Consider the following 22,830-nt stretch of genomic DNA (forward strand, 5'->3'; position numbering starts at 1 on the left):
GTCTAGCAGTATCTACGGACAGGTGCATTCACAGAGTTAAAGCACCTATCCATAGATCAACGAAAGAATTGAGCAGTGATTAATTCATCATCACCATAATTCTTAATTACGAATTACGTTCGCGGAGCGTGCCGGAGGCTCTATTACGAATTATTTATGTACCACTACTAAAGTTCCATAGCTAGCCCAGTTGTAAACATTGCGTGCTTGCTTAACAGGTAAATTCACGCAACCGTGGCTAACTGGAGTGCCAAAACGATTATGCCAGTAAGCACCGTGGATGGCATAGCCTTCGTAAAAATACATTGTGTAAGGAACATCAGGAATATTGTAGCCCTTGCCTCGCATCCGGTGAGTGCGATACTTAGAATTAATCCGAAATCTACCTATGGGTGTGGGAGTCGATCGCTTCCCTCCAGAAATGCGGTATGAATAAACAAGTTTTTTACCTTCCCATGCACGTAAGCGTTGTTCTGACAGGTCAATTTCAATCCAGCGAGGTTGGGATGTTTGCCTGAGATTAAATTCAGTGATGCCATTTTCATCGACTGACGCAGCGATCGCTGTGGTAGAGTTGCGATCGCCTGCTAACGGTGCTGACCACGAAAATAAAGTCACTACCACCAACGCCACGCTTGTACAAAAAGTTTTTGAAGAACGAATCCCACCACTGCGAATCCAGAATTGCATTATGCCTGACCTTCTAAAGTACGCAAAAATCATGAAGTGAAGGATTTACGCAATTCATCCGCTAATACTTTTCAAAACAAGTCCTAAACTAATCCGCATCTAATTAGTCATTGGTTATTTGTCATTCTTTAATGACTAAGAACAACCTTTACAAAAAAATATGTAATCTAAATGCGTCAATGCAAAGTTTTACCCAATTAATATTTGCATTTGTAGTTTCACACAGGAATTGTCAGGATTTACGCTTATTTATTTGGGGGAAAGTGGATAATATCAAATTAGGAAAAGACTTTTAATCCTCAATTCCAAATCTAAAATCCCAACTTGGGATGAATACCCTCTTATATATTTTATTTCAAATCCATTAATTCCGACTCCGAAGATTCCCAGCATAAAATATTGCTGGGAATCACTCAATTGTCTTGATTTGTTGTTATTAATGATTTTATCTAAATTGCCTTATGGTTGCTCCACCTACTATTTCTGGATAACTACTGGTGTTCCTATGGATGCCCACTCAAATAGCCATTTTGCATGTTTAGGTGAGAGATTCACACAGCCGTGGCTGACTGGAGTGCCAAATCTTTTATGCCAGTAAGCACCGTGAATACCGTAATTACCTTGGTAAAACATCACATAAGGAACGTTGTCAACGTTGTAGTCTTCTCCGCGCATCCGCGTAGTTTTGAACTTAGATTGAATTTTAAAAGTACCAACAAGAGTGGGAGTAGCTTTTTTGCCAGAGGAAATTGCACTTCCATAAACCACTCTGTCACCTTCCCAAGCTATTAAGCGTTGCTTTGAAAGATCAATTTGAATCCAACGCCGATCTGATTGTTGTAATGTCTGGATTGTTTGTGCAATCACTTGCTCTTTGGAATTCGCCCAAACTTCACTTGTTCCAGTAGTAGTAAAAACACTTAAAGAAAGTGCTGTACCAGTAAGGAGTATTTTTAAGCGACGCACCCAGTCAGAATAAATAAGTCTGTTCATTTTAGATACACTCACACTCAAATCATCAGGTATTGAGAAACTTATCAGGTTTCACTTTTATTTCCTTATCCACTACTTTAATAGACGTTAATTTTTGATGATTTGATTCTAATTTAACCTAACTGTTGCATGAGTTTTTTTGCCCTAGATGCGATCGCTTCCCAATTTCCCTCTGTGACAAGCTTTTTGGTAAATAATTCACCGCTCAAACCGACAGCGATCGCTCCTGCTTGCAAAAATTCTTTGGCATTTTCTAGAGTCACCCCGCCAGTAGGAATTAAGGGAATCTGACCTAGTGGCCCTTGCAAACTTTTGATATAATCAGCCCCTCCCACTGCTTGTACGGGAAACACTTTTACACAACTAGCGCCCTGACTCCAGGCGGTAACAATTTCTGTAGGAGTCAGCGCCCCTGGAACGATAGGCACATTTTTTTCTTGCGCTGCTTGAATCATTACGGGATCGACATGGGGGGTGAAGAGGAATTGACCCCCAGATGCGATCGCTTCTTCTAGCTGCTGCACATTGAATAACGTACCAGTACCAATAGTACAGGCTGGTAATTCTGAGCGTAGTTGACTGATTAGTTCCCCAGCGCGATCGCTATTCCAGGTAATCTCAATAAGCTGCATTCCCCCAGATGCTACAGCCATTGCCATTTTTTGTCCCACTTCGATTTTAGGGGCGCGGATGACTGCGATCGCTCTATGTCTTTGCAACTGTGATAACCAAATTTGATTGGGCATTTTAACTGGAAATTAAGGATTAGTCGCCTGATTTTGCAACATTACATTACTTTAGAGACAGTCTCTGAAAAGCCAGCTTAATTCTTCTAGTAGAGGAGAGAGGTAAGTAAAAAGGCATATACTGCAATTACCAAGCAATAGTTTAATAAGCTCCTAGTTCAAGACCTACTAGGAGTTTTTTTTATCTCAGTGGAGGCAAATATCAATAAACCTAGTTGTGATTAAGCTATTCCTCATGGATATTCATGATTAATTCTGATGGTAGATGGAATCAAAAGATTAAGATTGATAATATGTAGCTGTGAGTGAAAAACGTTTACCGAATTAATAACAATGAATATTCTTGCTTGGATTGTTTTAGGTCTAATTGCTGGTGCGATCGCTAAGGCTATCTACCCCGGTCATCAAGGCGGCGGAATCCTGGGAACTATCGTATTAGGAATCATCGGTGCTTTTGTTGGCGGTAGCTTAGGAGTGTTTTTTAGTACAGGAACGTTAAGTCTAGCAGCTCCGACCCTCAGTATTCCTGGCATTGCAGTAGCAGTCCTTGGTGCAATTGTTGCAGTTTTCCTGTGGAATTTAATAACCAACCGCAGTGCTGTATAAGAGCAAAATTGCGGATAATGAGTGAAGGGAATTTAGTAAATTCATTTAACTATTGTGAATTAAATAGAAAAATAGCGTCCGCCTGTTATTATGGTGACGCTATTTTTTTAATTATTGATAAATAAAAATTTGTAGGGTTTTAATGGTGTGCGATCGCTCAGTATAAATTTTTATTAAAAGTCTTAATTAGCTCTAAGAATTCCTATACCAGCTTCTCTTTCAATATAATCTGCCACTCTCTCCCCGTTTTACAGAGAAATACACCATACTCTGATATGAAATAACAGCAAAGTTAGGTCTGATTTAAATAAGTATAAATACGCGAAAGTCTATAGATTTAATAAAATTTTCAATAAGTTGCACTGCTCGATACACACAAAGCAACAATGTTTGGTTAAGCTGTAAGCGCTATGATTAGAGTTTATTGAACGTCTTATGCACTGGTTATTATCCGGGCCGTTGAGTACTGAAGAATTGACGGTTAACATTGCAGGGTTGCCTGCATCGTTACAAGGTAAGAAGCTGGTGCAGTTGTCAGATTTCCACTACGATGGTTTGCGGCTGTCGGAAGATATGCTAGAAAAAGCGATCGCAGTTACTAACGAAGCTAAACCAGATTTAATTTTATTAACTGGTGACTACGTAACTGACGATCCGACACCGATTCACCAACTGATACTTCGACTCAAACATCTGCAAAGTCGCAGTGGTATCTATGCGGCTCTTGGCAATCATGATATACATTACAAAAATGCCAAATCAGAAGTTACAGATGCCCTTACTAGCATTGGAATTCACGTCCTTTGGAACGAAATTGCCTATCCACTAGGAAAAGAATTGCCAATTGTTGGACTCGCTGATAGCTGGTCGCGGGAATTCTACCCCGCACCGGTCATGAATCAACTAAACCCCGACACACCCTGCATCGTTTTATCCCACAACCCAGATACTGCGGAGATACTGCAAGCATGGCGAGTTGATTTACAATTATCTGGTCATACTCACGGTGGTCAAATCGTGATTCCCGGATTTGGCCCAGCGGCGTTGGCTTACAGCAAGATTACAAAAAACATCCCCTTAGCAGTGCGCCGTCGAGTGCCATTCCTAGAAGTAAATGTTTCTGTAGTCAAGCATTGGGAATGGGCACAGGGTTTCCATCGCATCGGAAAAAATCAGATGTATGTCAATCGTGGTTTGGGAACTTATCTCCCAGGACGCTTATTTTGTCGCCCAGAAGTTACTATCATCACGCTACAAGGTGAGTAAGTAATTCAAACTTCAAAATTAAAAAACGGAATAGCAGCAGGTATTTTGGCTAATGAATGCCTGCACGATCCCCCCTAACCCCCTTTCAAAAGGGGGGAATAAGAGTCTTAAGGTCCCCCTTTTGAAGGGGGATTTAGGGGGATCTCCAAGTCTTAGGTGTATACAAAAAAACTTTTCAGACATCCTCTAAGGCAAAGTCTTCTTAGACTATCTTTAGATTTAAGCTAATTAGTTAATTTTTTTTGGAGTATATGACATAAATTATTGCAGTTTCTCAAGTTACATTTTTATTTTTGGTAAGCTGTAAGCGCTGGTATGAGGAGTATCGGTTGGCTTATGCATTGGTTATTTACGGGACATTTAAGAGTAGATAAAATCACGGTTAAGATTGCGGAACTTCCAGCATCTTTACAAGGTACAACACTAGTGCAGTTGTCAGATTTTCACTACGATGGTTTGCGGCTGTCGGAAGAGATGTTAGAAAAAGCGATCGCACTTACTAACGAAGCTGAACCGGATTTAATTCTGTTAACTGGTGACTATGTAACTGACGATCCGACACCGATTCACCAATTGGTGCATCGACTCAAACATCTGCAAAGTCGCTGTGGTATCTACGCTGTACTGGGTAATCACGATATCTATTACAGCCATTCAAAAGCAGAAGTTACACAGGCGTTAACTAGCATTGGGGTGCATGTGCTTTGGAATGAAATCGCCTATCCATTCGGAAAAGAATTACCATTGGTGGGACTAGCTGATTATTGGTCACGGGAATTTTACCCCGCACCAGTCATGAATCAACTAGATTCTGTTACACCCCGCATTGTTTTATCCCATAACCCAGATACAGCGAAGATACTACAACAATGGCGCGTAGATTTGCAATTATCTGGTCACACCCACGGCGGTCATATCGTCATTCCTGGCATTGGCCCTGTAGTATTTTATTATAAAAAGCTACTGAAACAAATTCCCAAAAAATTACGGCGTTGGGTAACATTTTTTCTAGGAGACTGTTCTAAAGTTGTGCGATATTGGGAGTGGGCGCAAGGGTTTCACAAGGTGCAAGAAAATCAACTATATGTCAATCGGGGTTTAGGAACTTATAAACCAGGACGTTTATTTTGCCCGCCAGAAGTGACTGTAATTACCTTAGTTGGTCATTAGTCATTGGTCATTAGTCATTGGTCATTAGTCATTAGTCATTGGTCATTGGTTATTGGTCATTAGTCATTAGTCATTGGTCATTGGTCTAAATAAATGACAAAGCACAAAGGACAAATGACACTAAAAGCAGAAACCGCCGGAAGCTACGATGGATAAATATCAGCAGCTTGGGGCGGTTTATTGAAGATTGGAGAATTCAGAAGTAAGTAACTCAACTAAGGTGGACAGTATTCGCTATCGCTCTACTCAGAATTGCACATCCCACCAACATTCTAACTAGGCAGGCATTTTCTGGCTGTGCGTCTTAAAACCTCCAAAACAACTCATTGAACTAAAGGCAAAATTCATTGAATGGATGCCACAACTTCAGAGCGATCGCAGTGTTATTAGAGCAGAAGGCACAGGCTCTAATATGAAAGTTTTTAGTAACTTTTAACCTATTTGTACCTTGCTCTTAATCTAGCATCATGTTTATTCAGTTCAATCCATCTTTACGAAACTTAAATTTTTTCGACCTGGTGTTCTAGGGGACTTCCAACAAATAAATTACCCAATCTTGTGGTGTGGGCATCTTGCCCGCCCATATACAAGGGCGGGCAAGATGCCCACCCCACAAGAAGTAGTTGAGTATTTTTTTATTTCGAAGTCCCTAGTAGAAGGGAAAACTGTTCGTACTAGTGACGATACAATAACATTCATTGTCTTGCTGCCAACTTTTTTCGTCCTATGCTACCAGTCATCTATTCCGACGAATTTTTAGACCACAAGACTGGAAGATACCATCCCGAAAAACCAGAACGTTTAAGTGCGATCGCCACTGCCCTAAAAGCAGCCACATTTGCAGATAAAATTGACTGGCGATCGCCCACACCAACATCAGAACAGCCAGCGCTGATGTCTATGTTGCTTAAAGCCCATAGCCCAGCTTACATCAAAAAAATTTCGCAAATCGCTTCTAGTGGCGGGGGCCCTTTGGATGGAGATACGCCAGTTTCTCCACGTAGTTATGATGTGGCTTTGCTAGCAGTCAGTGCATGGCTAGATGGTGTTGAGGCTGTATTAGAGTCGGCTAATCCCGCTTTTGTACTAGCACGTCCCCCAGGACATCATGCAGAAAGTGATGCGGGGATGGGCTTTTGCCTATTTTCTAATGCTGCGATCGCGGCTTTATTTGCCCTCGAACAACCCGGAGTTAATCGTGTCGCCATCCTCGATTGGGATGTGCATCACGGTAATGGTACGCAAGCGATCGTTGAAAGTGAAGCACGCATCGCCTACTGTTCCCTACATCAATATCCATGCTACCCCGGTACTGGGAGAGCAACAGAACGCGGCTTTCATAATAATGTATTAAATTTACCAGTCCGCCCTGGTAGCGATATTGCCGAATATCAGCCACTATTTGAGAAACAGGTAGTACCATTTTTAGCCAACTTTCAGGCGGATTTACTGATTGTGAGTGCGGGTTATGATGGCAATGCCGCAGATCCTTTGGCAAGTATCAATTTACAGCCAGAAGACTACGCTTTATTTACTGATTATTGTCTAGGACTAACTCGTAAAATTCTTTTTGGCTTAGAAGGTGGTTACGATTTTGACACTCTTTCTCAATCAGTTGTAGCAACCATTGAGCGCTGTTTAGTTTAACTAATTTAAAATCAAAAACAGGTTTAATCCTTATTTATGCCCTTTTTCTTTTATTGAAACAGAATTCAGAAGTCAGAATTCTGTAGGACTAGCGGATAGTACAGCGTAAAGCCTGGGCTTTAGACTTGTATCAATACTTTACGAGTGCTACGAGTAAGAACGGCTCAACGGAGTTTTACCGTAGCATTAGGGACTGACAAATAAAAAAATATTCCAAATTTTCTTGTGGGATGGGCAATCTTGCCTGTCCCCAATATTAGGACGGGCAAGATGCCCATCCCACAATGGATAATTTATTTCTTGGAAAGCCATTATTAGTGTGTACGTGCAATTTCGACGATCCAAATCTGGTGAGCCTCATCATATTAACAAGTTTATTAATATTGACTATATTTCTCATTAATAGATATTAAGTTAGCAGAAATAGAAGAGGCAAAGGTTTATTGAGCATGGGAGTAGAGGGAAAGTTGCATAAGTCTTTTCATTCTGCCCAATGCCCAATGACATTTTTTGTCAAGTTCATCGAATCTTCAGAAATAAAAAGTTTGAACGGGGTTCTGAAAGAGCTAAAGTTTTGTTAAGATGCAATTGCTAGTAGTTTCTCAGCGAAATTCACCTATCTGGGTGTGGAGAAATAAAAAGCACTAGCAGCACAAAATTCAAAAGGTGAAGAAATGACCACCTACATTTTTTTTGATGAAGCCCTACGGATGTTGACCAACGCCTATTTGATATCAGCAGTACTGTTAATAGCAGCTTCTGGTATAGGTTTGGTGGTAATTGAAACAATAGAAAAGGCAGGAGAACGCTAAGTTTACAAATTGCAGTATAGTTTTTGCCAAAAACCATTGGGTGCAGGTGTTCGCTGTTGAGAAATCCTGGGAATACTAAAGGATGAAAGTCTCATAACGTTACAGTGTTACCTGTAAATCTACCAAACATACAGGTAGCAGTAACGCTATTGAGACTCTAACCAAGGAGTCACTATAATGGGTATACTCGACGCTGTTTTGGGCACAGAAAACCAAAACCAAGCGGCACTCAATCCAGCCGAAGCCTTTGCTGTCATTGTTTTAATGGCAACAGCTTCAGACGGTTATCTCTCTGTTGAGCAAGCAAATTCTATCACTTTTGTGTTGTCTCGGATGAAACTTTTTAAAAGTTATCCCCATGAAATGATGGATAGGCTGTTTCACAAAATCTTGGCCATTCTCCAGGGTGATGGTTTTAATGCTTTATTCAATGCAGCAAAAGATTCTCTATCTCAAGACTTGCGAGAAGCAGCCTTTGCAGTAGCCACTGATTTTGTCTTAGCTGAAGGGATTGTAGCTGAAGAAGAAAAAAACTTCTTAAACGATCTATATCAAGCTTTAGACGTTTCTAGTGAGAGAGCAATGCAAATTGTGCAAGTAATCTTAATTAAAAACCGGGGATAGAGCGATAAAATATATGCTTAATTAAACTATATAAATAGCTTATAAACAAAGTGTGCCAAAGAAGTTAAACTTCTTTGGCATTATTTTTGATGTTCTTGTGGCTAGGCTTAGATTCGCAACTTTTTCGAGAAGTTACAAATTTAGGAATTAGGCACAATATATTCCCCAACCCCTTAAAAACGAGGATCTAGGTTTCAGATTTTCAGTGCGTAAATCCTGAAATCTTGTTGTTCAATGTACTATTGTGTCATAATCCGATTTTCTAATTTTGAACTTTAAATTGTAAATTACTTATGCATTGTTCTGCTACCCTAACCCAACTGCTTGAAGTTCTTTTGGCCAGTCCGATAAACCTATCTGAAACTGCTTTAATACAAGTAAGTAGCGGTATACAAACAGATAGCCGCGCCCTAAAGCCGGGTGAAGTATTTTTAGCTTTGCGAGGCGATAAATTTGATGGACATGAATTTGTGCCAATTGCGATCGCAAAGGGTGCAATCGCTGCAATTGTAGATTTTGAATACGAAAATCCCGGTTTACCGGTATTACAGGTAAAAGACACCCTCAAGGCATATCAGCAAATTGCTAGATGGTGGCGCGATCGCTTTAATATTCCTGTAATTGGTGTAACAGGTTCCGTGGGTAAAACTACAACCAAAGAATTGATCGCCGCAGTTTTAGGAACAAAGGGGCGAGTTCACAAAACTTATGGAAATTACAACAACGAAATTGGTGTCCCAAAAACTCTTTTAGAAATTGGTGCAGAAAATGACTACGCCGTGATTGAAATGGCGATGCGGGGTAGGGGACAAATTGCCGAACTAACCCAAATAGCGCGTCCAACAATTGGAGTAATTACCAATGTGGGGACGGCACATATTGAATTACTGGGTTCTGAAGAAGCGATCGCTGAGGCAAAATGTGAGTTGTTAGTCGAAATGTCTGCTGATAGTGTGGCAATTCTCAACCACGACAATCCTTTATTAATGGCCACGGCGGCAAAAGTTTGGCACGGAGAAGTTTTAACTTATGGCTTTTCTGGTGGGGATATTCAAGGACAATTAATTGATAACGATCGGGTGGAAGTTGCCGGAATCCAACTACCTCTACCGCTACCCGGTCGTCACAATGCGACTAATTTCTTAGCAGCTTTAGCGGTGGCAAAGGTGTTGGAGATCGATTGGGCAACCCTTAAAGCAGGTGTGGAGGTGGATATGCCCACAGGACGATCGCAGCGATTTAACTTAGCTAATGATGTGATAATCTTAGATGAAACTTATAATGCTGCACCAGAAGCTATGATGGCAGCGTTGCAATTATTGGCAGATACACCCGGAAAGCGGAAGATTGCCGTGTTGGGTGCGATGAAAGAATTAGGGGAGCGATCGCAGCAGTTGCACCAGCGAGTGGGAGAAACAGTACGAAAATTGAATTTAGACGGTTTGTTGGTTTTGGTAGATGGAGAAGATGCCGAAGCGATCGCTCAAAGTGCCGAAGGTATCCCATCGGAGTGTTTTGCAACTCATACCGATTTGGTGGCTAGGTTAAAGACATTTGTGCAAACAGGCGATCGTTTATTATTCAAAGCCGCCCATTCTGTGGGGCTAGATCGGGTTGTCAATCAGTTACGTGCAGAATTTCCCAAATGAATCTACCGCTACAAACCCAACGTCTCATACTACGAGGGTTTGTAGTAAGCACTTTAGTGCTTGGAAAAAAGAACTCAAGTCCTTTACTACAAACTTGGTTATCCATCAATTTAAACTTGACAGACTACTAGCTGTTTATCAATACGCTAGCGATCGTGAGCATGAATGGAGGAGTCTAGATTTTAGGCGTTGTTGGAAAGACTAGGGCTGTTAGTATAGTGTCTTTGGTAAAGAATTGCTCCCAAATTAGTCACCAAACACGTAATTGCTAGCCACAGCAAGATGTAAGTAGGAGCCATAACCACGCCAATCATGAACCAAGTATATACGTGCAGGATCATTACAGAAGCGAAAAACCCGGCAATTCCAGCAGATTGCCACACTTGATAGGATGGGCGACGTAAGGCTACCAGACCAATTGTTAAAATTGTGACAAGTAAGTTTGCTGGTACGAGAAACGCACAAATACCTATGCAGTTCCCACGAGAGAACTCTACTAAGGTGTTAAAATCGAGCATTAATTTTTCGGGATAGATGTTAGGTTTTTAGGAACTTAATTTATTTTAAAATAACTAAATTTACATTAACAGATGAGTGAGTACTCACATTGCAAACATAACATAAATTAAAACATTGAGTCGCGTTTTGATACTACTCAATAGTTAGTTAATTATAAAGATTTTGGATAAGTAGGGTGGATGTTTTCCACCCTGGCTGAATTAACCGGGTAAAATCACGGTATCGATAACGTGTACTACGCCATTATCAGCTTCGATATCTGCTGCTAAAACTGTGGCATTTTTAACTTCAAAACCATCTGAAGAATGAATTTTAATAGGTGAACCTTCCACAGAATTAACCGTACCGAGTTCTGCCAAATCAGCCTTTAGCAGCTTTCCTGGAACGACATGATACTTTAATATCCGCGTTAGCTGGGGAATATTCTGCAACAGAGTTTGGATAGTTCCGGCTGGTAATTTGGCAAAAGCATCGTCATTTGGTGCAAAGACAGTGAACGGGCCAGGACTTTTTAATGTTTCTACTAAACCAGCAGCTTGTACAGCCGCTACTAGTGTTTTGAAAGACTCAGCCGTAACTGCAATATCAACAATATCAGCCATATATGTTACCTAAATTTCTGCAAAATATTTTAAAGGATAATAAACCTATTTGAAGTTTTATTAAACAAAATAAATTTAAAATCAGGCGTTGAATAAACCTGACGTAGACGCATACTTCACAGTCAGACATCATCTTATGATGTTTATATAAAAATTCCTATTTGGTTAAACACCCGATCCATGAAGTGGCAGCAGGGAATTATTAGCGATCGCGTCCTTCAAACAATGCTCGGTTATCCTATCCAGATGAAGCCTTACCGCCCAGCATAAAAATTGACTACACGAAGCAGTCTAGGATAAAACTCATCACTTCGCAAGTCAAGTAAGTAGGTCGGTGTAATTAAAGCGGTAGTGGGGGCTGTCATTTGTCCTTTGTCATTGTTGATTAGTAAGAGTTTCAAACCTGTTTACGTTTCGTAACATAGTTTGATTTATTTCCGCCGACTTACTTACGGATGTTTGACAAACACGCCTTTGCTAGCCCTCTATCGAGGAAACTGAACTACCTAACTCTAACTGTTTTCTATCTCTTCATCAGCAGTACTAAGTAAATTTGGGTAGTATAAATAATAAAAGTTTGCCTTTCCTTGTTATTCAAGGTGAAGCGAATAATCTTGCTAAATCCTTGACCCCAGTACGTTTCATACAAAATAAAAAAATAGTATTCATCCCATTCTAGTGTAAATGATGACACCATTACCAAAATGAGTTACAAATGAGCAGTTATTGACTTGGAAAGTGAACATCTAGTCAAAAGACACTAGAACTATTTGTTGGGAAAAATTCTTTTCATCGAAAGGCAGTACTTGCAGCGAGGGTTATTCATGCCCTGGCTACTCTGTGATTTTCATATTCGCATCAAACAAACAGCAACATCTTTAGGAGACACTAACTGATGGACTATCAAAGCCCTTTAAGCAAAAATTCCTCTCGCCGTGCGCTAATAGTGAGTGGGGCAGTCGGTGGTATGGCGACTGCATTGGGTTTGCCGATGATTGCCCAAAAAGCTGATGCTCGGACAACAACTTCTGGACGAAACGATGCAAAAATTCTGAACAATGCTCTTTATTACGAACACCAGGCGATTTGGGCTTATGGCGCTGCTGCTGGCAAGCTAACTAGTACTGAGGTTGGTAAAGCTGTTTTGGCTTTAGCGCTCCGCAACCAAGCGGATCATAAAAACCATCGGGATGCTCTAGCAGCTACTATCACCAGTTTGGGTGGAACTCCAGTAAAAGCAAAATCTAGCTATGATCTTTCATCATACATCAAAAAGGGTGAGGGAAACTTGGATAGCGATGTGAATATTGCCAAGCTAGCTTTAGCTTTGGAGACTGATGCTGCGATCGCCTATAGCCAAGAAATTGCTAAGTTGAAAACTCCAAAATTGATTACTATCGGGGCGAGTATCGGCTCTACTGAAACTGCCCATGCTGCGGCTATTCGTGCCACTTTCAAAGCCCTTGGAGTAAATGTCGAAATTGTACCAGCGCCTTTTCTTAGCATTGAAAATCGTGAAGCCTGGGTGTTGAAAGTATAGATGGGGAGCAGAGGGCAGAGGGGCAAAAGATAAAAGTTAAATTCTTTCCCAATGCCCAATGCCCATTAATTCTGATTAGCTTTCCAGTTTGCTAGATCGGTTAAAGAGCGATCGCGGTAACGTCCATAACGCTCTGGTTTACTTTTGATTTTCATTCCTAAATCGGGAAAAATCCCAAAATTGGGCGGCATTGGTTGGAAATGCTTCGGCGAAGCGGAACTTATAAATTCCACTAACGCACCCATCATTGTTGTTGCTGGTAAAACCAAAGCTTCTTTACCCAAAGCTAGCCGCGCTGCATTAATTCCCGCCAAGCAGCCACCCGCCGCCGCCGCAGTGTAGCCTTCAGTACCAATCAACTGTCCAGCAGCTAACAATGTCGGACGCTCTTTAAATTGCAGAGTTGGATGCATTAGCTGAGGTGCATTAAGAAAAGTATTGCGGTGCATCACTCCCAACCGGACAAACTCCGCCTTTTCCAAACTGGGAATTAGCTGAAATATCCGCTTTTGCTCACCCCAACGCAGATTAGTTTGAAACCCTACCATATTCCACAGTTGACCGGCTTTATCTTCTTGTCGCAACTGCACCACAGCATAAGGACGTTCCCCGGTGCGAGTATCTGACAATCCTACTGGTTTTAAGGGGCCGTAACGCATGGTATCTTCGCCACGCTGTGCTAGTTCTTCAATGGGTAAACAGGCTTCAAAAAATTTCGCCGTTTCCCGTTCAAAACCCTTGAGTTCTGTTTGTTCCGCTTTGCAAAGTTCTTCCCGAAAGTGCAAATACTGCTCTTTATTCATTGGGCAGTTGAGATAAGCGGCTTCACCTTTGTCATAACGTGATGCCATAAAAGCAACGTCACGGTTAATCGATTCTCCCACAATTATCGGACTCGCGGCATCAAAAAAGCTCAGGTATTCCATCCCCGTAAAGCGCTGCAAATCTTCGGCTAAGTCGGGACTGGTTAAAGGCCCAGTTGCCAAAACCACAATTCCTTCGGGAATGGCAGATACTTCACCCCGGCGAAATTCAATTAAAGGATGGCTGGCTAAAGTTTGAGTCAAGTCTTGGCCAAATTGTCCCCTATCGACGGCTAGCGCCCCACCAGCAGGTACGGCGTGTTCATCAGCTTTAGAAATGACGATAGAACCTAGTTGACGTAATTCTTCGTGTAATAATCCCGCCGCGCGATCGCTTGCCATTGCCCCAAAGGAGTTACTACACACTAATTCTGCCAAATGTTCTGTATGATGAGCAGGGCTAAAACGTTTTGGACGCATTTCATGGAGAATTACCGGTACTCCAGCTTGGGCTATTTGCCAAGCTGCCTCTGTCCCAGCTAGTCCACCTCCAATTACTTGTATCGGTTGTTGTTCCATAGTTAAATTTTTAGTTTCTATATCAATAAGTATCACAGAAGTAAAATTAAATAAAAAAAGGCTAACTTATGACTACTTCTGTAAATACGACAGCAGCAATTACAAATTATCTGTATCAATTCCTTTTTCTTGGAGTTTAGCTAGCAATTCTTGATAGCGCTCGCGCTCTTTTTCTAATTCTTGTAAAGCCGCTTCCTTTGCTAGTGAAGCCGCTTCTAATTCTTGTAAAGCCGCTTCCTTTGCTTGACATTCCCGTTCTGCACGTTGGCGTTCTTGTTCCCGTAACTGGTCAATTTCTCCGGGGCTTAAAAACTTTTGTCCGGTGGAAGAAACAATTTCCAGGGTATCCGGTGTTAGTGTAAAATGGATTCCCAAACGCGGACTTACCCAGCCATTCATCTCTTCGATAACTTCAAAACTATCCTCAGAATGGAGTAAGCCATTTAAATCATTCTTATCGGGATCATAAATATAATATTCTTCAACGCCGTAACGCTGGTAAAACTGCAATTTTTTAGCCATTTCTTTGAGGGTGTTACCTGGCGATAGAATTTCAAATACTACCTGTGGTGGTATATTATCTTCATTCCACTGTAAATAGGAACTCCGTTTTCCTTTTGGTCTGCCAAAAACTACCATCGTATCGGGCGCTTGTTTAATATTAGGGTTTCCTTGAACTGGATACCAAAACAAATCTCCGGCGATAAATACATCAGCTGGCGATGGAAATAGGATTTCTAAATTTTCTTTAATTTTGACAATCCATGCAAATTGTTCTGTATTATCCGCTATTGGCTGTCCGTCGCTTTCTGGGTAGATGACTGCGATTGTGGTTTCTGGTGTGACTTGTTGTACCATTGCTGCACCTCAAAATATGGGGTTTTTAGCTGATATTTCTAGTTTAGATAGCGAGACACAAAGCGGCTTGTCGGCAGAGATCGCTTTGTCTGAACTTATTCACATAGAGGCTTTTGCTGTACTACTTGCTGGACTTGTGCAACATCCAAATCTAACGCCTGTGCGATCTGTTCCACACTTAAACCCAGTGCTAACAGTTTAGGTACAGCTTCTAACTTTGCCTCAAAACGACCTTCTTGTTTGCCTTCTTCTTTACCTTCTTGTTTACCTTCTTCTTTGCCTTCTTGTTTAGCTTCTTGATAAACCCGTGTTTGCTTCAACTCACTTAATCCAAACATCGCCTCTATCTCCTCTCGACTTATGTTAGGCAATTTATAAACCAGAATCGTCTCTATTAATTCTAGTAATTGTTTTTGTGGCAGTTGCAAATTTACCGCTTGTTTTGTACGGTTAATTAATTCTCTGGCAGTGGCAATAGTTGTATCTTCATTCTCAATTACTAATTTTAAGGTAGCAATACCTATTGGTAGTGATGCTGCTTCGCCTAGTTCATCCAAGTAAATTATACTAATACGATCGCTGTTGAAGAATTCGTGGCAATCTTGTCGTTCACCAGTATCTATACTCCTTCTGGGATAAATCACCACTCCTCGCCAAGAATTTTTAGATTTCTTTTGCCGCAAATAGAGAAATGTTTCTGAAACTAGGCGCAAATAAATATCTGAGTCTGGTTGAAATTGGACTTCAACGAAATAAAGCGGATTTTCTTCGTCTTGAGTGGGAAGAAATACACCATCTATTCTAAAAGCTGTTTGTTTGATTTCAACTGAAGAGAATTGATAGGTATTTGCAGTTTCGGGAGGATTCCCAATCAGTTCAAAGAAGATACTGGGAAATTCTTGAAATAAGCGATAAAATATGCTGTCAGTTTTCACTCTGGATGTTGTAGCACAGTTTTTAACTTCAGTAATTTTATAATGCGCGGCTCTCTGATTGCCTAAATTATCCCAGATGAAAAACTAGCTATTTGGCAGCTTTTTGTATTTTTTGATCGTAAATTCCATGTTTATGGAAATTTGCGATCGCGCACTTCTACAGCATAATCTTGTACAGCTTTAGTAATCGTCTCCCGCAAATTGGTGTAAACCTTAGCAAATGGTGGATGCTTCTCGGCAAGTCCGATTACATCTGAGGTAACTAAAACCTGTCCATCGCAGTGAGTTCCTGCACCGATACCAATTGTCGGAATCGTCAGTTTTTGTGTAATCTGCATTGCCAAATCTGCGGGGATATGCTCTAAAACTAGAGAAAATACACCTGCTTGTTCAAGAGCGATCGCTTCTTGTAGAATTCTCTCACCCGCTTCTTGGCTTTTCCCTTGTTGTCGCAAACCGAGTTGATGTACTGATTGCGGTGTCAAACCTACATGACCCATTACTGGGATTCCAGCTTCTACCAAACGAGTAATAGTTTCTGCGATCGCTGGATAACCACCTTCCAATTTTACCGCTTGAGCGCCCGTTTCCTTCAGTACCCGCCCAGCCGAGTGCATTGCTTGTTGGAGACTTTCTTGATACGTCAAAAATGGTAAATCTACAACTACCAATGCCCGTTTAACCCCACGACGCACAGATTTGGCGTGGTAGATCATCTCATCCAAAGTTATCGGCAGTGTTGTTTCATACCCTAGAACTACTGCCATAGAGTCACCCACAAGGATTAAGTCTACACCAGCTGCATCGATGAGTTGAGCGATCGCATAATCCCAGGCGGTCAATGCCACAATTGAACGTCCCTGTTGTTTCCATTGAATTAATTGCTGGGTAGTGATTGCCATTTTTAATTAGGGGATAGGGGATAGGGGATAGGTGATAGGGGATAAGTGATAGGGATAGGTGATTAGCTATTAGAAAGAATTCAGTTCCCTGTACCCTGTAACCTGTCCCCTAATCCCTACTTAACAGCGCGACTGAAAGCAATATGGGGTTTTGCACTGTTCGTTTTGGGCATTAACCAAGCTAGACCTTCACTAGTGCCGATCCATAATTTACTAGCGATATCAGGTACAAGGGCAAGAACTCGACTAGAAGGAAGTCCAGCAACTTCTGCATCTAACACAGCGCCTGTATTTGGATTTAATCGTAACAAACCATTGTTAGTTCCAACCCAGACACTACCATCTTTAGCAAAACGCACCACCTTCACGTCACGCCCACGTAAACGAGTTACAGACCGTAACACTGCGCCAGTTTTTGGGTTAATAACTAACAAATTATTCGGCATTCCCGCCCAAATTAATCCTTCTGGACCGATAGCTAAAGCTTGGACAGTTGTCCCTGGCAAATCGGCAATCCGCTTCATAATCCCAGCAGTAGCGGTATTTACCCGCACCAATCCATCAAGAGTGCCAACCCACAGTTGACCTTCAGCATCTAAGGTTAGAGTGTTAGCGCTGACACCAGGCAGATTTTTTACTGTTGTCATAATCAAGCCTTGGTCGGGACTAATTAGAGCTAAACCGCTATCAGTTCCAGTCCACAAATAACCCCGTTTGTCAAGTAACAATGACAAAACCCTTTTGGAAGGCAAAAATAAATTCTGCGCGGTTATTTCGCTAGTGCGGGGGTCTACTCGGAACAATCCCTCATAACTTCCCACCCACAAACGTCCTACTTTATCTTGGGCTAAAGCACCAATGGCAACATTCGGTAAGCTAACACGAGAAATAATTTTGCCGGTTTTAGGATCGATCCGCGACAATCCCCGCCAAGAACCTACCCAAAGATTGCCTGTAAAATCTTCCAGCAAGTTACCGACACGATAATCAGTTACTGGCGAATTTTCTTGCACTCGACGCTCATCGGGTAATGGTTCTACTCGCGGTGGCGGTGCAGAAGGTGGGTAAGCAGGGGTTAGATCGGATGAATTAATGTCAGGGGTTTTTTGTGCCCATCCCATACCTGGCACAGCTATCAACCCCAGCAAGATAGAAGTAATCAATAAACTAGTACGCTTGCAAAACAATACCACGGTGACATTTCCTTTGGAGACAATACCCATAGCCGTTACCTAAACTGGCTTTGGGTTAATTTCAGTGTTCCCTTAGCTGAGATTTTTTAAACGTCATCTGGAATTTTTCTCAAATTTTATAAGTTTTGGGGATTGGGGACTAGGGATGAGTTTTGCTAACCCAATACCCAGTATCCAATCCCCAATCCCTTCACTACATTGATTGATGACACTTTGTAAAGTATTTGTAACAAAATGTTTAAATCTTTATGTAATAACAAAATTAAATAGATAAGTTAAAAACTTTCAAAGAATAACTTATCGAATTATTGATATATTGTGAGACAAGTTACAAATTTAAGTGGCGTGCAATTTTTTATCTTTAGCTCACCACTCTGCTAAATCTCTGTCAAGTAAATTCTTTTATGGTATCTTTTCCATCAACGGGGAAGATAAAAGGAGTATAAAAGCGGAAATGTGTGCCAGCCAGCCCAGTTCCCTGAATACCTCCATTTGTAGGGAAATTATCTAAATGCTAACCGCGAAAAGCGGAAGTTTTGGTGAAATTGAGAAGGTTTAGTCGGGTGCAAAGAAGAGGTAAAAAAGAATTTTGATTTGTAACAAGAGGAAACAGTAGAAGCGCTAGGTCGTGTACCCCTAGAAGGGGATAGCACTGGTGACGAGGGCTACCACCGCTACCAAAGTGTGCGCCGCAAAAAAACTGCTACCTTTTGCCAAAGACAACCCCTAACAAAAATTTTTCCTGAATCTTCCTCTCACTTAAGGGGGGAGAGAAGCGGGTGGGGGGAAGTTGCACAAAACATGATTTGATAATTAACAAGAGTGATTTCAGGGAAGGATAAAATATGTCTTACGCTCAAACGAAGACTCAGAGCAAATCTGGGTATAAAGCCGGGGTTCAAGATTACAGACTAACTTATTACACACCCGATTACACACCAAAAGATACCGATCTTCTAGCTGCGTTCCGTATGACACCTCAGCCTGGTGTTCCTCCCGAAGAAGCAGGTGCGGCTGTAGCGGCTGAGTCTTCCACAGGTACTTGGACAACTGTGTGGACAGACTTGCTCACCGACCTCGATCGCTACAAAGGTCGTTGCTATGACATCGAACCAGTTCCCGGCGAAGACAACCAGTACATTTGTTACGTTGCCTATCCTTTGGACTTGTTTGAAGAAGGTTCTGTAACCAACGTATTGACCTCAATTGTCGGTAACGTATTTGGTTTCAAAGCTCTGCGGGCACTGCGTCTAGAAGACATCCGTTTCCCAGTAGCTTATATCAAAACTTTCCAAGGGCCTCCTCACGGTATCCAAGTTGAGCGCGACAAGTTAAACAAATACGGTCGTCCTTTGTTGGGTTGTACCATTAAGCCCAAATTGGGTCTTTCTGCTAAGAACTACGGACGCGCTGTATACGAGTGCTTACGCGGTGGTTTGGACTTCACCAAAGACGACGAAAACATCAACTCCGCACCATTCCAAAGATGGCGCGATCGCTTTTTGTTCGTAGCTGAAGCTATCAACAAAGCTCAAGCAGAAACCGGTGAAATCAAAGGTCACTACCTAAACGTCACCGCTCCCACCTGCGAACAAATGTTGCAACGGGCTGAGTACGCTAAAGAACTCAAAATGCCCATCATCATGCATGACTACCTCACCGCAGGTTTCACCGCTAACACCACATTGTCTCGTTGGTGCCGCGATAACGGTATCTTGCTACACATTCACCGGGCGATGCACGCTGTAATCGACCGTCAAAAGAACCACGGTATCCACTTCCGTGTATTGGCTAAAGCCCTACGTTTGTCTGGTGGCGATCACATCCACACTGGTACAGTAGTTGGTAAGTTGGAAGGTGAGCGCGGCATCACAATGGGCTTCGTTGACCTGTTGCGTGAAAACTACATTGAGCAAGACAAGTCTCGTGGTATCTACTTTACCCAAGACTGGGCTTCTCTACCTGGTGTAATGGCAGTTGCTTCTGGTGGTATCCACGTATGGCACATGCCCGCGCTGGTAGAAATCTTTGGTGATGACTCCGTACTACAATTCGGTGGTGGTACTCTGGGACACCCTTGGGGTAACGCTCCTGGTGCAACCGCTAACCGCGTCGCCTTGGAAGCCGTTGTTCAAGCTCGTAACGAAGGCCGTAACTTGGCTCGTGAAGGTAACGATATCATCCGCGAAGCAGCCAAGTGGTCTCCTGAACTGGCTGTTGCTTGCGAACTGTGGAAAGAAATCAAGTTCGAGTTTGAAGCAATGGATACCGTCTGATCTGGGTTAACAGTTAAGAGTTAAGAGTTAGAAGTAGAGACGCGATGAATCGCGTCTGTACAGGAGTTAGGATTTGCATTAATTCATAACTCATAACTCATAACTCATAACTCTTCAGGGCTGGGGTCAAGCATGAATCTTAAGCAAATTGCGAAGGACACAGCCAAAACTCTCCAAAGCTATCTGACTTATCAGGCTCTAAGGACAGTATTGGCACAGCTAGGCGAAACGAATCCGCCATTAGAACTTTGGTTGCATAACTTTTCGTCTGGCAAAATTCAAAATGGTGAGTCATTCATTGAGCAACTGCTGAGAGAAAAACCAGATTTGGCTTTGCGAATCATGACTGTCAGAGAACACATTGCGGAAGAAATAACGGAATTTTTACCGGAAATGGTTCGCACTGGCATTCAGCAAAGCAACATGGAACAGCGTCGCCAGCATTTAGAACGCATCACACGAATAGACACATCTAACCCCAGTCTGCAACCAGAACAGCAAGCAACTTCAGATCCGAATTTGGATAACTTATCCAATTAGTTCGATCAATTTAGTAGTAAAAAATCGCAACCCATTATCAAAAGCTATGCAAACTTTACCAAAAGAGCGTCGTTACGAAACCCTTTCTTATCTGCCCCCCCTGACTGATGCTCAAATTGCCAAGCAGATCCAGTACATTTTGAATCAAGGTTACATTCCAGCGATCGAGTTCAATGAAACTTCTGAGCCAACAGAATTGTATTGGACAATGTGGAAGTTGCCTTTGTTCGGTGCTAAATCCACTCAAGAAGTATTGAGCGAAGTTCAAGGATGCCGTTCTCAATTCAACACCAGCTATATCCGTGTTGTGGGTTTTGATAACATCAAGCAGTGCCAAATTCTCAGCTTTCTTGTTCACAAACCTAACAAAGCTAACAGATACTAAAGCTAGGGAGCTTTCAGTAATTTAGTTTATCGCCGTAGGAGAGGTAGAATCATCTGCCTCTCCTATTTGCTAGATTTTTTTTGAAATGCAGAGGGACGCGGAGTTATTCTCTATGTACCTCTACGTTTTTTAAGAGAGTAATAATGCTACAAGAAGTAAGAATTTGTTTTGTTGGTGACTCCTTTGTTAACGGCACTGGCGATCAAGAATTTCTTGGTTGGACAGGGAGAATATGTGTTAATGCTAATAAAAAAGGTTATGACATTACCTACTATAATTTAGGAATTAGGCGTGATACTAGTACTGATATAGCAAACCGTTGGTTACAAGAAGTATCACTGCGATTACCCAAAGAATATGATGGCAGAGTTGTGTTTTCTTTTGGATTGAATGACACAACATTAGAAAATGGTAAAACTCGTGTGGATTTGGCAGATTCACTCAAAAATGCCTATGAAATTTTAAGGGAAGCTCAAAAGTTATATCCTGTTTTGATGGTTGGCCCAGCAGCATACGTAGAACAAGAAGATCCTCAAAGAAAGCAGAGAACTATAGATTTATCCAACCAATATGCTTTGATTTGTAAAGGATTAAATGTACCTTATTTAGACGTTTTTCCGATATTAGAAAAATCAAATATCTGGATTAATGAAGCAAGAGCTAATGATGGTGTTCATCCAAAAGCAGGCGGTTATGCAGAATTTGCCCAAATCGTGGAGAATTGGGACGCTTGGTTAAATTGGTTTCCTCTGAACTTAATTGATAATTCAAAGTTAGGATAGTGGTAGCACCTGATTTTTATATCCAAAGGTGGTAACTATGCAGCAAATTACTCTAGCTGAAGCATCTCAAAACTTACCCAAATTAATTGAAGCAGCACTCAGTGGTGAGGAAATTATCATCATCAAAGATAATCAACCTTTGGTAAAGTTAACTCCTGTGTCGCCAGTTAAACATCGTCCTAAGTATGGTAGTGCCAAGGGACTTGTGACAATATCTGATGACTTTGATGAACCACTAGAAGATTTTAAGGAATATATGTAATGAGGCAACTACTGGACACTCATATTTTTATTTGGTTTGTGATGGGTGATCCAAGAATCAGCGTTACTTTGCGATGGCGTAACCGCCCGCTGGAAGCGATCGCAGATTGAAAATAATGAAAATCTACTGAGTACTGCTAGCGTTTGGGAAATGGCAATCAAGCACAGCATTGGTAAACTCAACTTTGGTCTGGCTTTTAACGAGTTTATCGAACAGCAAATAATTAGGAATGGTATCGAATTACTGCCAATTACTATAGACCATATTACTGTTGTTGCTACACTACCTTTACATCATCGTGACCCATTCGACCGAATTTTAATTGCACAATCAATAGTGGAAAATATACCTTTACTGAGTGCCGATAAAATTTTTGATGCATATCCAATAAGACGTATGTGGTAGGTAGCGTTGCTTTTCTACCAAAAGATAAATAAACAGTTATCACCAA

At 41.6% G+C, this 22,830-nt stretch carries 24 protein-coding genes; 14 read left to right on the forward strand and 10 right to left on the reverse strand.

Annotation, left to right across the window (positions count from 1 at the left end):
• Nucleotides 1-150: 150 nt before the first annotated feature.
• The 3 genes from CDG77_RS02975 to CDG77_RS02985 all read right to left on the reverse strand — a co-directional run bounded on the left by CDG77_RS02975 (nt 151) and on the right by CDG77_RS02985 (nt 2,429).
• The gene (locus CDG77_RS02975) at nt 151-690 is read right to left on the reverse strand and encodes a L,D-transpeptidase (protein ID WP_094327851.1); all 540 of its coding nucleotides are present in this window, start codon (nt 688-690) and stop codon (nt 151-153) included.
• Nucleotides 691-1,167: 477 nt separating this feature from the next.
• Nucleotides 1,168-1,683, reverse strand: a complete 516-nt coding sequence (locus CDG77_RS02980) for a L,D-transpeptidase (protein WP_094327853.1) — start codon at nt 1,681-1,683, stop codon at nt 1,168-1,170.
• A 113-nt stretch (nt 1,684-1,796) separates the two neighbouring features.
• On the reverse strand, nt 1,797-2,429 hold the full coding sequence (locus CDG77_RS02985; RefSeq protein WP_094327855.1) for a bifunctional 4-hydroxy-2-oxoglutarate aldolase/2-dehydro-3-deoxy-phosphogluconate aldolase: 633 nt from the start codon (nt 2,427-2,429) through the stop codon (nt 1,797-1,799).
• A gap of 333 nt (nt 2,430-2,762) precedes the next feature.
• Between CDG77_RS02985 and CDG77_RS02990 the strand changes: the two genes are divergently transcribed.
• The 7 genes from CDG77_RS02990 (at nt 2,763) to CDG77_RS03015 (ending at nt 10,203) form a co-directional block, all read left to right on the forward strand.
• Complete coding sequence (locus CDG77_RS02990; protein ID WP_094327857.1) at nt 2,763-3,035, forward strand: GlsB/YeaQ/YmgE family stress response membrane protein; 273 nt, start codon at nt 2,763-2,765, stop codon at nt 3,033-3,035.
• Nucleotides 3,036-3,470: 435 nt separating this feature from the next.
• Nucleotides 3,471-4,301, forward strand: a complete 831-nt coding sequence (locus CDG77_RS02995; protein WP_094327859.1) for a metallophosphoesterase — start codon at nt 3,471-3,473, stop codon at nt 4,299-4,301.
• Nucleotides 4,302-4,637: 336 nt separating this feature from the next.
• Nucleotides 4,638-5,471: a metallophosphoesterase gene (locus tag CDG77_RS03000; protein ID WP_094327860.1), complete on the forward strand. Its 834-nt coding sequence runs from the start codon at nt 4,638-4,640 to the stop codon at nt 5,469-5,471.
• A 726-nt stretch (nt 5,472-6,197) separates the two neighbouring features.
• Nucleotides 6,198-7,118: a histone deacetylase family protein gene (locus tag CDG77_RS03005; RefSeq protein WP_094327862.1), complete on the forward strand. Its 921-nt coding sequence runs from the start codon at nt 6,198-6,200 to the stop codon at nt 7,116-7,118.
• Nucleotides 7,119-7,792: 674 nt separating this feature from the next.
• The gene (locus CDG77_RS36210) at nt 7,793-7,930 is read left to right on the forward strand and encodes a hypothetical protein (protein ID WP_181154349.1); all 138 of its coding nucleotides are present in this window, start codon (nt 7,793-7,795) and stop codon (nt 7,928-7,930) included.
• Nucleotides 7,931-8,107: 177 nt separating this feature from the next.
• On the forward strand, nt 8,108-8,554 hold the full coding sequence (locus CDG77_RS03010) for a tellurite resistance TerB family protein (RefSeq protein WP_094327864.1): 447 nt from the start codon (nt 8,108-8,110) through the stop codon (nt 8,552-8,554).
• Nucleotides 8,555-8,847: 293 nt separating this feature from the next.
• Nucleotides 8,848-10,203 (forward strand): UDP-N-acetylmuramoyl-tripeptide--D-alanyl-D-alanine ligase, encoded by a 1,356-nt coding sequence (locus CDG77_RS03015; protein WP_094327866.1) that lies wholly within the window; start codon nt 8,848-8,850, stop codon nt 10,201-10,203.
• Nucleotides 10,204-10,385: 182 nt separating this feature from the next.
• Here CDG77_RS03015 and CDG77_RS03020 read toward each other — a convergent pair whose 3' ends face one another.
• Nucleotides 10,386-10,721 (reverse strand): hypothetical protein, encoded by a 336-nt coding sequence (locus tag CDG77_RS03020; RefSeq protein ID WP_094327868.1) that lies wholly within the window; start codon nt 10,719-10,721, stop codon nt 10,386-10,388.
• 201 nt (nt 10,722-10,922) lie between these two features.
• Nucleotides 10,923-11,324 (reverse strand): fasciclin domain-containing protein, encoded by a 402-nt coding sequence (locus CDG77_RS03025; protein ID WP_094327870.1) that lies wholly within the window; start codon nt 11,322-11,324, stop codon nt 10,923-10,925.
• Nucleotides 11,325-12,219: 895 nt separating this feature from the next.
• Here CDG77_RS03025 and CDG77_RS03030 point away from each other — a divergent pair.
• The gene (locus CDG77_RS03030; protein ID WP_094327872.1) at nt 12,220-12,864 is read left to right on the forward strand and encodes a ferritin-like domain-containing protein; all 645 of its coding nucleotides are present in this window, start codon (nt 12,220-12,222) and stop codon (nt 12,862-12,864) included.
• A gap of 65 nt (nt 12,865-12,929) precedes the next feature.
• On the opposite strand, the gene trmFO is transcribed toward CDG77_RS03030, so the two are convergent.
• The 5 genes from trmFO to CDG77_RS03055 form a co-directional block, all read right to left on the reverse strand.
• Nucleotides 12,930-14,246, reverse strand: coding sequence for an FADH(2)-oxidizing methylenetetrahydrofolate--tRNA-(uracil(54)-C(5))-methyltransferase TrmFO (trmFO, locus tag CDG77_RS03035; RefSeq protein WP_094327874.1), 1,317 nt, complete (start codon nt 14,244-14,246; stop codon nt 12,930-12,932).
• Between the two features lie 99 nt (nt 14,247-14,345).
• The gene (locus CDG77_RS03040) at nt 14,346-15,104 is read right to left on the reverse strand and encodes a Uma2 family endonuclease (RefSeq protein ID WP_094327876.1); all 759 of its coding nucleotides are present in this window, start codon (nt 15,102-15,104) and stop codon (nt 14,346-14,348) included.
• 95 nt (nt 15,105-15,199) lie between these two features.
• On the reverse strand, nt 15,200-16,039 hold the full coding sequence (locus CDG77_RS03045) for an Rpn family recombination-promoting nuclease/putative transposase (protein ID WP_094327877.1): 840 nt from the start codon (nt 16,037-16,039) through the stop codon (nt 15,200-15,202).
• A gap of 131 nt (nt 16,040-16,170) precedes the next feature.
• A complete protein-coding gene (gene panB / locus CDG77_RS03050; protein WP_094327878.1) occupies nt 16,171-16,941 on the reverse strand; it encodes a 3-methyl-2-oxobutanoate hydroxymethyltransferase in 771 nt (256 codons plus the stop codon).
• Between the two features lie 116 nt (nt 16,942-17,057).
• A complete protein-coding gene (locus CDG77_RS03055) occupies nt 17,058-18,164 on the reverse strand; it encodes a ligand-binding sensor domain-containing protein (RefSeq protein WP_094327880.1) in 1,107 nt (368 codons plus the stop codon).
• 815 nt (nt 18,165-18,979) lie between these two features.
• Here CDG77_RS03055 and CDG77_RS03060 point away from each other — a divergent pair.
• From CDG77_RS03060 to CDG77_RS03085, 6 genes are all read left to right on the forward strand, one after another.
• Nucleotides 18,980-20,410: a form I ribulose bisphosphate carboxylase large subunit gene (locus CDG77_RS03060; RefSeq protein WP_094327882.1), complete on the forward strand. Its 1,431-nt coding sequence runs from the start codon at nt 18,980-18,982 to the stop codon at nt 20,408-20,410.
• A 132-nt stretch (nt 20,411-20,542) separates the two neighbouring features.
• Nucleotides 20,543-20,950 carry a RuBisCO chaperone RbcX gene (rcbX, locus tag CDG77_RS03065; protein WP_094327884.1) on the forward strand — a complete coding sequence of 136 codons (408 nt, stop codon included), beginning with the start codon at nt 20,543-20,545 and terminating at the stop codon, nt 20,948-20,950.
• Nucleotides 20,951-20,996: 46 nt separating this feature from the next.
• Nucleotides 20,997-21,335: a ribulose bisphosphate carboxylase small subunit gene (locus CDG77_RS03070; protein WP_094327886.1), complete on the forward strand. Its 339-nt coding sequence runs from the start codon at nt 20,997-20,999 to the stop codon at nt 21,333-21,335.
• 143 nt (nt 21,336-21,478) lie between these two features.
• Nucleotides 21,479-22,117 carry a GDSL-type esterase/lipase family protein gene (locus CDG77_RS03075; protein ID WP_094327887.1) on the forward strand — a complete coding sequence of 213 codons (639 nt, stop codon included), beginning with the start codon at nt 21,479-21,481 and terminating at the stop codon, nt 22,115-22,117.
• Between the two features lie 37 nt (nt 22,118-22,154).
• The gene (locus CDG77_RS03080) at nt 22,155-22,379 is read left to right on the forward strand and encodes a type II toxin-antitoxin system Phd/YefM family antitoxin (RefSeq protein WP_094327889.1); all 225 of its coding nucleotides are present in this window, start codon (nt 22,155-22,157) and stop codon (nt 22,377-22,379) included.
• Between the two features lie 45 nt (nt 22,380-22,424).
• Nucleotides 22,425-22,784 (forward strand): type II toxin-antitoxin system VapC family toxin, encoded by a 360-nt coding sequence (locus CDG77_RS03085; protein ID WP_223269698.1) that lies wholly within the window; start codon nt 22,425-22,427, stop codon nt 22,782-22,784.
• The last annotated feature ends 46 nt before the right edge of the window (nt 22,785-22,830 follow it).

This window comes from Nostoc sp. 'Peltigera membranacea cyanobiont' 213, from assembly GCF_002245975.1.
GTDB lineage: Bacteria > Cyanobacteriota > Cyanobacteriia > Cyanobacteriales > Nostocaceae > Nostoc.